This is a genomic window from Rhodopirellula sp. MGV (genome assembly GCF_002251265.1).
Classification (GTDB): Bacteria; Planctomycetota; Planctomycetia; order Pirellulales; family Pirellulaceae; genus Stieleria; species Stieleria baltica_A.
In genome coordinates this window covers 1-13,224 of record NZ_NPDI01000027.1, presented here as the reverse complement: position 1 = coordinate 13,224, position 13,224 = coordinate 1, and the positions used below count along the sequence as shown (strand labels likewise).

Here is a 13,224-nt window from a genome sequence, read left to right as displayed (position 1 = left end):
CCGTCACATGCTAGTTAGCGGACTGACATGCGTGCCTAAGATAGTCGTAGACGTTGTGTGAGTTGTCCAATCAGTTTGGTTCGAAGCCGAGCGTCGATAATCAACGTCGACTTCAGGCACAGAAAAGCGATCATCAAAAAGCCAAACAGGGCGGTCGTTTTCCCAGCCGAGACACCGAGGATCGCAATTCCGATCAACAGCACGCCCAGATCGATGCGAAGCCCATGGCGGATGCATACGATGAACACTGCGGATAAGACGAACAGGTGAGCAACCAGTGTTGACGCGACAACACCTTCGATCCCCATTCGCTGGACGAGGAAGTAGCCCGAAACAAAATTGACAATCAGTCCCATCAACACAAAGCAGCTTGTAATCCAGGCCTTTTCAATGCACCACACGTAGTTCTGCGTCACCGTCGAAATGGCGCCGATCGAACAGAAACACAGTGCCATTGGTAACAAGGCCTCGCCAAGGGTGAATTTGTCTTTCCAGAGATCACCGAATAATACCGGTGCGATCAGCAAAACGCCGACCGAGCCAGCAAGACAGATCATCCCGACAGCCTTCATCATCAGGTTCATCCGATCGGCAACGGCTTGTTGGCGACCCTCTTCCCAGTCCTTGGCCAAGTACGGCATCCCGGTCGATGCCGCCATCGCGCCGATCGACATCAGCAGTAGTGGAAAAATACAGGCGGTGTGATATTGGCCGATCAAATACTGAACGTCGACGCCGCTGTCTGGGTAAAAGTTGACAAGCAGCATTCGGTCACAAAGCGAAAATAGATTCTCGAGTGCGTTGCCAACCCACACCCAAATCGCGAAGGGCAGCAACTTGCGCCACATCGTATGATCCATGGCCGAATCGGAGGCTCGCTCGGCATCTTGAGTTTCTTCCTCGACCGCGAAATATCCGAATGCCAACAACACCCCGATCAAGCAGGACGCGAGATAGGAAATGACGACCCATTTCGCTGACACGCTAAAAAGACGAAGCGATGCGACACAGGCGACTGCAAAGAACAGCGTTTGAGTGAATTGAATTCGGAACACAAATCGGTTCAGGCGTTTTCCGCTGAACCAGCTGGTCGAAAAATTGAAGAAGATGACAACCGGCAATCCGATCGCCAGCAGACGGACAAGCCCTTTGAATTCAGTTGATCCAAAGAAATATTCCGCGACGGTTTCGGCCATCAGCCAGATCGATGTGCAGGATGCGAACGTCAGCACCAAGCATGCGATCAGAGTTTGCGAAAGGAAACGCTTTTGGTCGCCATGAGTTTCGTACTTCGCCAAAAAACGGCCGAAGGCACCGGGAATTCCCAAGACGGTCAATGGTGCGGCGAGCATCAAAAAATTGAATGCCAAATCCCATTGTCCAACTTCGTCCGCCGAGAGGGCACCGCAGACATAGAAACTGCGAAAGAATCCAATCGCGCGCTGGACAATCATCAACCTGCGATCAGCAGTACGCTTTTGGAAAATGTATCCGCTGCTGCCCTACGACGGGGCGCTTGGTCAATCGAATTAGATGTGGCTTGGCTCATGTTCCCCTCGGGCTTGGCCACCGCGATGGTCGATCGCTCGGAATCGCGGTGGGCACTGATCCAAGAACGCTACCTCGCGAGAAGCCTGTCGTGACGATTGCGCGTTGCTGATCGAATACCCGACCCGACGAAGCAGATTGATTGTGCAGGTTTTAACGACGGCGGTGAGCGGCAATTGACGAGACCCGAAATCATCGATCTTGCAAGACCCGTGTTGGTTTGCCTCTTCCAGAGGGTATCCCACATTTATCGCGGGCCCATCAATACAACAAACTATGTTGCCTGCATCGCATCCAAGCCATCGCAGGAACCGGAAAAGGAAAAAGGATGACACTTCGTATCGAGCTAATCGACGATCTAAAGAAGCTGTCGTCAGAGGACATCGCACAGATTAATCGGCTCGCCCCGCACCCTTTCTTGTGCTGGGAATGGATGGGCAGTTGGCTGGAAGCGTTCGCGGCATCGTACCAGCCGTTCGTGTTGATTGTACGAGAAGGCAATGAGACGGTCGGAGTGGCACCTTGGTGTCTCGAGCGACGCACCGCTGGCGGACGTACGATCGTATTTATCGGGTCTGGAAAAGCCTGTACGGACCATTTGACGCTGTCGGTCGCCCCGCAGCATCGCCACTCGGTTTGCGAGACAATTGCCGGGTGGTTAGCCGGCTCTGACGGTCGCACTCGATGGGACATGATCGAGTTGATCGGTGTGGATGCGGTGGACGAAACCATCGCTGCACTGGCTCAATCGATGCAAAGCGTTTCCTTGCCGTTTGAGCGTACCGAAGGGGATCCCTGCTACGCCGTCTCGCTTCCTTCATCGTGGGATGAATACATTCATTTGCGCTCTAAGAGTGGGCGTCGCGAGATTCGCCAATCGTTGAAAAGCATCGACGAGGGCACCATTTCATTGGTACGGATCGAAACGACTGACGAACTCGAACGCTATTGGCCCGACTTCATTGCGTTGCATCAAAAGCGTCGCGACGATGCCGGGACGTCAAACTGTTTTGAGTACCCCCACTTTGAACAGTTTCTACGGACCGCTGCGGCGCGTTTGTTGAGATCCGGGCATTTGCAATTCCTGATCGCATTCGCCGAAAGCAAACCGATTTGTGCTCACTTCGCAATCGCGGACGATCACGCTTGGTATTTCTATCAGTCCGGGATGGACCCCGAAATGTCACATTTGCGACCCGGATTGAGCGTGTTTTGCCATGCGATTCGCGAGTCGATCCAGAGTGGACGGACTGTTTTCGACATGATGCGTGGCGACGAACCCTACAAGTTGCGATGGCGCGCCGAACCAGTCGCGACGCAGCAATTGCGAGCGTTCAGTCCGACCGGGCGGGCGCAGGTGCACAAGCAAGTTCGTCAGACCGGTATCACGTTCAAAAACCTTGTCAAACACAGTTTGGGAGTCGGGACGCCCCGCACTTAAAGGCACCGAATGTTGGACACTCGCCAAATCGGTCTACACGCGTACTACGCCGGTACCTCGTGGTTGCGAAAGCACTATCGCGAGAAACTGGAACAAGAGCGCCGCGCGCCGATGTGTGTCCTGTTCTATCACCGTGTCGCAGACAAACATCCCAACCCATGGACCATCTCGAGTGGTGAGTTTGAGCGCCAAATCCATTGGTTGATCGAAAATATGGACATTGTGTCGCTGGAAGAGGTCCAGCGCCGAATGGCGACGGGACAGAACGACCGAACCACAGCGACGGTGACTTTTGACGACGGATATGCCGAAAACCTTGACACGGCGATCCCGTTATTGGTCCAGCTCGGTGTCCCAACGACCTATTTCGTTACGCTTGATTTCATGTACGGGAAGAAGCCCTTTCCACATGATGTGCAGCGTGGTGTTGAGCTGCCGACGAACACGATCGAGCAACTGTTGTGGATGGCGGGCCAAGGCGTCGAAATTGGCGCTCACACGAGAAGCCATTGCGACGTCGGCGCGATCACCGACCCGAATGAATTGGTCGACGAAGTCCTGACGGCCACCGAAGAGCTTTCGCAGTTGATCGGTCGTCCCGTCCGTTACTTCGCGTTTCCCTATGGCAAGCCCGAAAACATGAATCAGGCGGCAGTGGATTTGCTCCGACAAGCCGGATTGAAAGGCGTCTGCTCGGCATACGGGGCATACAATTTTGCTGGGAGCGATCCGTTTCACATCCAGCGAATTCATGGCGACCCAGACTTCATTCGCTTCAAAAACTGGATGACGATCGATCCCAGGAAAGTGTCGTTGGGGATCGATTTCCGCTTTGCCGAATCGACATTGTTGTCGGATTCACAGCTGTCGGATTCACGAAGCTAGAACGTGTGGGCCCTGCTCGCTGGAACGCGAGAGTTTTGCTCGCTAGAACGCGCGAGAGAGGTTTCGCTGAGGCGACTAAAACGCAACAGCTTTGTCATTTTCCATGACTTCGGCCGCGGTTTTGGATTTGACCGCGATCGACTTTTCAATGGTTCTCATGCCGGATGATTGCGTCCACTGCGACAATCACCCGGCCGTCTCGTTCAGCGAGTACTTAGCACTGGATCAGACGCATCTTGCCCTTGCCGTAGCGTTGAACATCCAATTCGAAGCTTTGATCGAGCGTGATCTTGTCTGCCGAAGGAAGTTCGCTGCTTCCGTCGTACTCGGCACCTTGCAGGACAAAGTGACGTGACTGGTGGGAAGGCAGCAAGTTAACGGCGATGTTGAAAACTTCGCCGACATTTTCACAAAGGTTTTCGGCGATCTTGCCGTCTTTGATGCTGTCTTTGACGATGCCCGGTGGGATTTGAGTCAGTCCGGCACCCAGGATCGCAGCACAAGCAACATCGGTGACGATGTAGCCAGCGGGATTGCCTTCGCCGTCGTTGTAAACGGCAACCGCAGCAGCGGCAACTTCACCGTCGCAATCGACTGCTTTGATTTGCAACCCGAGCAGGTTGTGGAAAAATGAGCCGACTTCTTCGGCGGGAATACTAGAACTTGCAGTGGTCATAATAGTTCTTCCGAGAGTTTAACTGGGGAAAGTGGTTGCACCATGAACCTGGTGCGAGGGAACGGTGGGATGTCAATTACGACAGGATCGGTTCGAGGGCGGCCTGAATCGAATCGGCGGTGAACGGTTTGGTCACCAGGAAGGCTGCGCCTGATTCGGTCGCTTGTTTGCGAGTTTCGACGGAGCTTTCGGAGGTGATAAAACCGAATCGAATGTTGTTACCGGCTTCGCGGACCTTTTGCAGCAGTTCGATGCCTTTCATTTCCGGCATGTTCCAGTCGGACAGGATGAGGTCGGGCGATTCGGTCTCGAGCTTCTGGAGAGCTTCAGCACCGCTTCCGGCTTCGATGACGGTAAAGTTGGTCAAGTCGGTTTGTTTCAGCGTGCGAGCTACGATCATTCGCATCGCTTTGCTGTCGTCAACGATCAAGATTTTCATCTAACTTCCTTCTGAAAATATTTGAACCGTAGGCTGGAGCTGCCTCGGTAGTGGAAACGGAGAATGAGTTATTGGGTGCGTTCTTTAAACAGGACAGTGATTGGTTCGCCTCCGAGATCGAAGGCAGTGGTCATTGCGTTGTCGGCAAGCGGGGTTTGAATGGTCCCGACACAAGGAAGCGATAATGCGCATTCTTGGTCGTAGACACCTTTGACGTTTCCGCCAATGACGTTGACGACTTCGCCAAGCGCGTCCAGGATTTCTTCTTCGGCCAGGTCGCTGGCTTCCGTCGCAAACATGGCGGTTGCGATTTTGGTTGCCAGGTCATGTGACGCGAACACTTGGATGAGTGCGCTTCGTTCGCCGCTGATTTGGATCGACGCCGAGAGTGTTTCGGCATCGAGTTCAGGTGGTGCGATGGGTGAAGCATCGACATCCATCTCAAGCATGGCTGTGAAAAGGTTGTCGACCATTTGTGCGATCAAGTCGACCGTCACAAGTGAGTCATCATCATCGTTCGGGTCACTGGCTGTTTGGTCGATAGCAAACGGTTGCATCAATTTCAGTCCTCTGGAAGGGAACGTTTAGACCGATCGTCGTCTCGGCAGCGCCAATGAACAGGTACCCGTCGGGCCGCAGAGCTCTCCGCATTCGCGTCAAGATGTCAGCCTTCGTACGTTGGTCAAAATAAATTAGGACGTTGCGAATGAAGATGACGTCAAACTGGCCAAGAAATGGCCAAGGGGTAGTGAGGTTTAACCGACGGAAGTCAATTAATTCCGACAGTTCACGTTTCGCTTGCCACGACGCGCCTTTGCGCTCGAAGTAACGAACCAGGCTCTTTGCCGGCAGCCCGCGGTTGACTTCGAGTTGCGAGTAAGCACCCGAACGTGATTTGGAAAGCATCTCTTCGGACAGGTCCGTCGCGACGATGCTGACTTTCCAACTAGCGAGTTGGGGGAAATGTTCTCGGATCACCATCGAAAGCGAATAGGGTTCTTGGCCACTGGAGCACGCGGCACACCATATGCGTATTTCTTTTGATCGCTCGTTCTTTTTCATCAAGTCAGGAATGACTGACTTACGCATGGCTTCGAACACATGCATGTCACGAAAGAAACTCGTCTCGTTAACTGTGACGGCTTCTGCCACCTGATTGGAAAGGTTGGCGTCATTCGTCGAGCGTAGCTTCGCAACGAGCGCGGGGACGTCGCCTAGGCCAATCGTTCCGGCCAGCGGGGCGAGTCGCTGCTCAAGCATGTAAACTTGCCGCGGCGCGATCACGTTCCCAGAATGTTTGGCAACGAGATCACGGAGGAAGTCGATATCTGATGTAGCAAGGGTCATCGTTGTGTTTTTTCCCCGTGATAGATCAAGTGATGCTTGCCGGTTGGCCGGCACGCACCATTCGAGTGATTTCGTTAGCCATCTGGCCGATCGGCAAGACTTTGTTGGCGAGTCCCGCCTTTACCACTTGGCCGGGCATCCCCCAGACCACGCTCGTTTCCTGGTCTTGCGCGAAAACATGCGCACCACGTTCCCGTAGCCGCTTCGAGCCGAATGCCCCGTCCTGTCCCATTCCGGTCAAGACGAGACCGAGGGCTCGGTCCCCGTAGCAATCAGCCAAGGATGTGAACAGCGGGTCGACCGCCGGACGACAGGAGTTTTCCAGTGGCCCCTGATCAAGCTGAGCGCGGACAACTCCTGAATCCCGAATGACCCGTAGGTGATAATCACCTGGCGCGAGCAAGACGTTACCGGCGAGCAGTTCTTCGCCGTGCGTCGCCTCGCGGACCTTGTGTCCGGTTTGCGAAGCCAAACGGTCCGCAAGTAACCCGGTGAACACCGGTGGCATGTGTTGGGCGATCACAATCGGGATGGGGAAGTCTTTGGGCAGTCCGCCTAGTACGGTTGCCAAGGCTTGTGGCCCACCTGTCGAGACGCCAATTCCCAGGACGTTGACTTGGCCAGACGAGGTTGCCGCAAACCCTCGTTTACCGGGTTCCGGTACAAACGACGGTTCGTGTTGTGTAGGAGTGCCATTGTGTGGCGGCAGCGTCGCTTTGGCATCGAATTTAAAGGGTACGGGAGGTTCGATTGGTGCCCGACGAGTCCATTGCAACAGCTTTGGAATTAGCTCGCGACGGACCGATGCCATCGCTTTAGTGATGTGTCCGGCCCCGACCGGTTTGGTCGCGAAATCCGAGGCGCCGGCTTCGATCGCGTCCAATGATGCTTCGGCACCGCGGCTGGTCAGCGAGCTGAACATGATGATGGGAACGGAACGTGACAGTTTGCGAATTTCACGCACCGCGTCGACGCCATCCATCACTGGCATTTCGACGTCCATGATGATCACATCTGGTTTAACCGATTTGACATTGTCGACCGCCTCGCGACCGTTTTCGGCTTCGAAAACGACGTTCAAGCACGGTTCGCTTTGCATTGACGCGCGAAGCAATCGCCGCATCACTGCAGAGTCGTCACATAGCAAAACTCGAATTTCGTTAGACATGGACTTAATGTTTCCCGCCGTTATGCAATGTCGGAGTTACCGGAAGCGGACTCGCTGAGAACTCCGTCAAGAATCTCGTCGACAACCTGATCACGGTTCTCGAGTAGTTCGGGGTATCCCAGCTTCGACAGGACGTGCGCGCCCCGATTCAAACCGATGTCGTAACCATGGTCTTTGTCGAAACGTTGAAAATGGCTGGCCAAATGATCGGCGGCCGCGACCAACGCGATCAGCTTTTGATTGGGGTGGTGCGTTTCGGGCAAGTGGTGCAGTTCGATCACCGAAACGAGAGACCGAGGCAGTTTGTTGAATTCGGCAAACCAAGCACCGAATTGACAGTGGTCAATGCCGAGCACGTTTCGTTCGCGAGACAGGAACTCACTTTCCTCTTCGAACGACATCGGGTCGGCTTCGGCAAAGTCCTCTGGGTTGGCGACGGCAAGCAGCAACCGCCCAAAGTCATGTAGCAATCCCGCAGTAAACTCTTCGCCGTCAAAGCCGATTCGCAATTGGCGATTGAGGTAAGTGGCGACAGTTGCCGTGCGAAAGCTGTGTTGCCAAATAATCTCACGAACCCATTCTTGTTCCAACGGCATGTTCTTCATCAAGCTCGCCGCGCTGGAGCTGATGATTAGGTTTCTTACTTGTTTCAGACCAAGTCGTACGACCGCTTGGCGAAGACTGACGACGGGGACGCTGGCAGAAAAAATAACGTTGTTGCTCATCGACAGGGTTTCTGTCGCCAGCTTCACATCGCGTTCGATGACGCTTGCCAATTCTTCGGTCTTGCAATCGGGGTCGTTGGCCAATGCCAACGCCTCGCTGGCAACTGCCGGAAGCATTGCCAATTCGTCAGACCGATCCAGCAGCGTTTGCTTCAATGCATCTGCCGAGGGACTTGCTTTGGCGGTCATTGGAATTCCTTTTTCAAAACGGATAGTAGACACAGGGTTGTAGGACGGTTGACTAGACTTCGGACGTGTTCAGGCCAACGCCGATCAGCTTTAGCTTTTCGACCAAAATCTCTTTGGTAAACGGCTTCATGACAAATTCATCGACACCTGCCATCAGTGCCCTGGCCATCTGAGCCGGCTCGGTCTCGGTGGTCACCATGACCAATTTCTTGTCGGCGAATTGTTCGAGCTCACGAACCGCTTTGACGAACTCGAGCCCGTTCATCACTGGCATGTTCCAGTCGACGAGAACGACTTCGATGTCGTCACGCTCGGCAGTGAATTTCTCCAACCCGTCTTTCCCATCACCCGCTTCGATGACGTCGAAGCCCAGGTCTGACATGATCGAACGGAGGATGCGACGCATTGCGCGAGAGTCATCAATGACTAAGGATTTCATCGGTTGTACCTTTGACCCTGATATGCAGCGAAGAAAGTGAAAGGCTGCCGGTTGTTGAAATTTGGCTGGCTGCTAGTCAGATGGCCGCCAGGAAATGAGAATTTTGCATTGCTTAGGGAACACGGACTTGCCATCCGGGACTGCCCAAAAAGCATGCCCTCACAGCGATGGGGAAGACCCAAAAAAGTCGCCCGCGACACAAGTTGCGGCGCGGGCGATCAAAGATGGACGTGATGATTCGATTGTGAATCACCGCTCATGTTTGTGAGGTTCGTTGCTAGAACGAACCTAGGTATGCGTCTTCGCGAGCTTCCGGAAGGCGGTACTTTCCGCCGCCTTGCTTCGCGGGCGGCTTGCCTTTGGGCGTCGGCTTGTTCGACGACGCTGCCGCTTTTCGAGTCGCTTCTTGAACATTGCCAACCAGCGCCAACAACTCCTCCGCCAGTCTTTCAATGCTGCTGGCCGTGCTGAGCGTTTGATCGGAGTACGTCGTTGCACTCTTCGCCGCGGAGGCGACTTTCGCGATGCTTTCGACGATCTCGTTACTGCCGGCCGCAACTTCCCCGATATTTCTGGAGATCTCCGATGTCATCGCGGTTTGTTCTTCGACCGCTCCGGCAATCGCGTTTTGGCTCTCGCTGATCTCGGAAATGATTTGGCTGACCGATCCGATGGCGTTGATCGCTTCTTTGGTATCGGACTGAATCGTTTCAATTCGGCCGATGATGTCTTCGGTTGCCTTGCTGGTTTCCTTCGCAAGCTCCTTCACTTCATTCGCTACCACCGCAAAACCTTTGCCGGCTTCACCAGCCCGAGCGGCTTCGATGGTTGCGTTCAAAGCGAGAAGGTTCGTTTGTTCTGCGATCGAGTTGATCACTTTGATCACGTTGCTGATCTCGCCGCTGCTGTCTCCCAAACGAGTGATCGTGCAGTTCGTCAGGCTTGCCGCATCGACCGCGTTGCGAGCGACATTCGCGGCGTTTGACGCGTTGGCAGAGATCTCTTTGATGCTCTCTTCGAATTGGTCAACGGCGGTAGCTAGCGTTTGCGCGTTTGAGCTCAGTTGTTGAGCGACACCACCCGCCAAGTTCGCTTGATCGGAAGTGTGTTCCGAGTCCTGACGCAGGCGAAGACTGACACGTGTTAAGTCGTCGTTTGAGAGGCGGCGTAGGTTGAGCGCCGAACTTCGCAGCGGCAACACCGTTTCTCGTGCGATGTACCATCCGGCGACGCCAAAGATCACGAGGACACCAAACGTTGACGCGGTGGAAATGCTGCGCCGGCTATCGATAACCGAAGTGACTTCAGCTTCCGTCGCAAGGTTTCGCTGCGCCGCCAGGTCGATGACTTGGTTGATCGAGTTTTGATGTTCGACAAACGCCTCACGCATTGGGCCACGAATCAACATCTGAGCTGCCCGCGCGTCTCCGCTGACACATGCCGGAATAAAAGACGCTTCCAGTAATTCAAAGAACTCTGCCGCCGGTGGATAGCATTTCAGATTCTTTGCCCGCTTGATGTCGCCATCGTTTAGGTGCCCATTCCAGTAGTCGTAGCGATCTTTGAACTCGCTCTTCAACGTCTTGCAATGCGCGATGTAGCGGCCCATCTGTTTTTCGTTGACGCCTTCATCGACTTCATTGGCCATGTGGAGCGCCAACGCATAGGGTTCGATGATGTAGTTCGCAGGCGCCCGCATGTCGGCGATTAAGTTTTTGCCGTCGATAATCTTTTCGTAATAGGGGCCATTCACTTTGGCGATCTGCAGCGTCTTCCATGACCACAGTCCGTAGCCGACGAAGCAAGTGGAGACCACCGCCACCAAGAAGGCGATTTTTGTACGGACTGTAAAGCGACTAAATGACACGGAAATTGCCTCTCGATGTGATTGTGCTGGTGTCTTTGGTGTATCGGGACAAAACGCTTGGAAAGCAAAAGCGACTACGCGGGGATGGCAAGAACACGATCGATGTCGAGAATCAACAGCAATTTGCCTTCAAGTTTGAAGGCCCCCGTGAGCATTTCTCGTTGTTGGCTTTGCAGCGTTTCGGGCAGAGGCTCAAATCGATCTCGATCGACTTGGACGACGTCACCGATTTCATCAACGAGCAAGCTGATCGGGCCTTCCGAAGAACGCACGACGACGTTCATCGGTTTGTGATCGGATTGGGCGGGGGGCATTCCCAAGACATATCGCAGGTTGAGTGCACTTACGATTTGCCCACGCAAGTTCATCAGGCCGTGGACGACCGCGGGTGCCAAAGGGACCGATGTTGTCGGGTGTGTCCGAATGACTTCTTGAACCTGACAAACTTCGACACCGAACAAAAGGTCGTCGACACGGAACGTGCAATAGGACTCAAGTTGTTGGCTGGATTGTTGTGACATGTCTCTTTCAGATGGCTACAAACAATGGATTGCTGGTGGGTGACCGGTAGGGGCACCGAAGCAACCAAAGTTGCAGTGCGCCCCCGTGCTGTTGATGTCGATCTCGGAGAACCGACTGGATGCGATCCGCTAAACGCTACGTTGCAAAAAGTGATCGTTCGACGAATCGATACGAAACCTGGTGACGCTCTCACCTCACCAATGCGATGACATGCCGACGCCTTGGCTGACGACGTGTTTCAGGTCAACGATTTGTGTGACGCGGTCTTGAATCACACTTCGTCCGGACGCGACGTCGTTGTTATTGCCCAACTGTTGGTGCACGATGTCAACGATCTTTCCGACGACAATGCCGACGCTTTGACCTTCATAGGAGTACACCACGGTATGCAGGCGTTCCTGGCCGCTGTTGCTAAAGTCACTGACCTGTGAACTCAACGAAATCAGCGGAAGGATTTGACCGCGATACTGAACGACGTAGCTATGGCCGCTGCGTTCCAAGTCGTTCGTAGCAAACTCCTCGAGTCGTGCGACCGAGGAGAGTCGGATCGCAGCGCGAGTGCCGTCACCGGAGTCGATAATCAGAACAGACTCGCCGTCTTTCGATCGCGACATTCCACGGTGGGCATGTTCACGCAGCGAACGATCGCGATGTTCAATCAGGACGCAACTTTTCTGCGCGATGCCGATGACGTCCAGAATCAGGGAGACCGTTCCATCGCCCATGATCGTTGCGCCCGCGTAGGCGCTGATGTTTTTCAGGTGTGCACCGAGCGGTTTGACCACGATTTCTTGTGTGTCCGTAATCGCTTCGACAACCAATCCGAATTGTCTGTCTTCGGCTTGCAGCACAACGATGTTGACCGCGTCGAGATCTTGTCGATGCTGGCCGAACGGACGAATTCCGAGTTGCTCGTCCAGATAAACCAGTGGCAACAGGTGCTCGCGAAGTCGGTAGACGGGGACGTCATGGATGTATTCGATTTCTTTCTTGGCACGTGCGCCATCCAAACGAACCAGTTCCAGCAAGCTGACTTGCGGGATCGCGTATTGGCCGCCACCAGACTTGATGATCAATGCGGGCACGATCGCCAGAGTCAACGGAATCTTGATCCGCAAGGTCGTACCTTGTCCGCCTTTGCTTTGGATTTCCAAAGTGCCGCCGATTCGCTCGATATTCGTTTTCACGACATCCATGCCGACGCCACGCCCGGAAACGTTGGTGACCTTGGCAGCGGTCGAAAAACCCGGAAGCAAGATCAGGTTGGTGAGCTCTCGATCACCCATCGTGTCGGCTTGCTCGGGAGTGATCAGGCCTTTTTCCAACGCCTTATCGCGTACCCGGTCGGCATTGATACCGCCGCCATCGTCAACGATTTCGATGTTGACCTGGCCTCCTTCATGGAACGCTCGCAAACACAGCGTGCCTTCTTCCGGCTTGCCAGCTTCGAGACGAACTTCGGGAGGTTCGATTCCGTGGTCGACAGAGTTGCGAACGATGTGCGTCAGCGGATCTTTGATCGCTTCAAGAATCGTCTTATCGAGTTCTGTGTCCGCACCTTCCATGACGACGGCTACTTTCTTGCCACAGGATGTGGAAAGGTCTCGAACAACGCGTGGCAGTTTGTTCCATGCGTTTCGGATCGGCTGCATCCGCGTCTTCATGACGCCTTCTTGCAATTCGGTCGTGATCAAATTCAGCCGTTGGCTGGCCGCCGCCATGGCGGGATCTTCCGTCGCACCGCTGAATTGCATGATCTGATTTCGAGCCAGAACAAGCTCACCAACCAGGTTCATGAGCTTGTCCAACAACGCGACATCGATACGAACGGTGCTGTCGACGACGGAGGCAGACTTCTCACTGGAATCGCCCCCTCCCGAACGTCCTGCTTCGGACGCGCGGCCGCGTGAAGGTTTTGCCGCGGCCGCAGGTTGTGGAGGCGCGGCCGGCGGTCTGGAGCCTGGCGCACCACACCCCC

Annotated in this window: 13 protein-coding genes; 2 read left to right on the top strand and 11 right to left on the bottom strand. The window is 54.4% G+C overall.

Annotation, left to right across the window (positions count from 1 at the left end; translation table 11 throughout):
- Window positions 1-35: 35 nt before the first annotated feature.
- Window positions 36-1,454 carry a lipopolysaccharide biosynthesis protein gene (locus CGZ80_RS08370; protein WP_094413283.1) on the bottom strand — a complete coding sequence of 473 codons (1,419 nt, stop codon included), beginning with the start codon at window positions 1,452-1,454 and terminating at the stop codon, window positions 36-38.
- 422 nt (window positions 1,455-1,876) lie between these two features.
- Here CGZ80_RS08370 and CGZ80_RS08360 point away from each other — a divergent pair, with 422 nt between their 5' ends.
- Window positions 1,877-2,989, top strand: a complete 1,113-nt coding sequence (locus CGZ80_RS08360; protein WP_094413279.1) for a GNAT family N-acetyltransferase — start codon at window positions 1,877-1,879, stop codon at window positions 2,987-2,989.
- Window positions 2,990-2,998: 9 nt separating this feature from the next.
- Window positions 2,999-3,874, top strand: coding sequence for a polysaccharide deacetylase family protein (locus tag CGZ80_RS08355; RefSeq protein ID WP_094413277.1), 876 nt, complete (start codon window positions 2,999-3,001; stop codon window positions 3,872-3,874).
- Between the two features lie 214 nt (window positions 3,875-4,088).
- Here the strand turns inward: CGZ80_RS08355 and CGZ80_RS08350 are convergent, their stop codons facing one another.
- The 10 genes from CGZ80_RS08350 to CGZ80_RS08300 all read right to left on the bottom strand — a co-directional run.
- Window positions 4,089-4,550: a hypothetical protein gene (locus tag CGZ80_RS08350; RefSeq protein WP_094413275.1), complete on the bottom strand. Its 462-nt coding sequence runs from the start codon at window positions 4,548-4,550 to the stop codon at window positions 4,089-4,091.
- A gap of 76 nt (window positions 4,551-4,626) precedes the next feature.
- A complete protein-coding gene (locus tag CGZ80_RS08345; protein WP_094413272.1) occupies window positions 4,627-4,989 on the bottom strand; it encodes a response regulator in 363 nt (120 codons plus the stop codon).
- 68 nt (window positions 4,990-5,057) lie between these two features.
- The gene (locus tag CGZ80_RS08340) at window positions 5,058-5,546 is read right to left on the bottom strand and encodes a chemotaxis protein CheX (protein ID WP_094413270.1); all 489 of its coding nucleotides are present in this window, start codon (window positions 5,544-5,546) and stop codon (window positions 5,058-5,060) included.
- The gene (locus tag CGZ80_RS08335) at window positions 5,512-6,336 is read right to left on the bottom strand and encodes a CheR family methyltransferase (RefSeq protein WP_094413534.1); all 825 of its coding nucleotides are present in this window, start codon (window positions 6,334-6,336) and stop codon (window positions 5,512-5,514) included. The genes CGZ80_RS08340 and CGZ80_RS08335 overlap by 35 nt, the downstream gene beginning before the upstream one ends.
- Before the next feature lie 25 nt (window positions 6,337-6,361).
- On the bottom strand, window positions 6,362-7,504 hold the full coding sequence (locus CGZ80_RS08330) for a chemotaxis response regulator protein-glutamate methylesterase (RefSeq protein WP_094413268.1): 1,143 nt from the start codon (window positions 7,502-7,504) through the stop codon (window positions 6,362-6,364).
- A gap of 20 nt (window positions 7,505-7,524) precedes the next feature.
- Complete coding sequence (locus CGZ80_RS08325) at window positions 7,525-8,418, bottom strand: HDOD domain-containing protein (protein ID WP_094413266.1); 894 nt, start codon at window positions 8,416-8,418, stop codon at window positions 7,525-7,527.
- A gap of 52 nt (window positions 8,419-8,470) precedes the next feature.
- The gene (locus CGZ80_RS08320; protein WP_094413264.1) at window positions 8,471-8,857 is read right to left on the bottom strand and encodes a response regulator; all 387 of its coding nucleotides are present in this window, start codon (window positions 8,855-8,857) and stop codon (window positions 8,471-8,473) included.
- A gap of 277 nt (window positions 8,858-9,134) precedes the next feature.
- Entirely contained in the window at window positions 9,135-10,724 is a 1,590-nt protein-coding gene (locus tag CGZ80_RS08315) for a methyl-accepting chemotaxis protein (RefSeq protein ID WP_143543804.1), read from the bottom strand.
- Window positions 10,725-10,798: 74 nt separating this feature from the next.
- Window positions 10,799-11,245 (bottom strand): chemotaxis protein CheW, encoded by a 447-nt coding sequence (locus CGZ80_RS08310; RefSeq protein ID WP_094413260.1) that lies wholly within the window; start codon window positions 11,243-11,245, stop codon window positions 10,799-10,801.
- 195 nt (window positions 11,246-11,440) lie between these two features.
- A partial coding sequence (locus CGZ80_RS08300; protein WP_143543803.1) for a chemotaxis protein CheA occupies window positions 11,441-13,224 on the bottom strand: 1,784 nt, incomplete at its 5' end.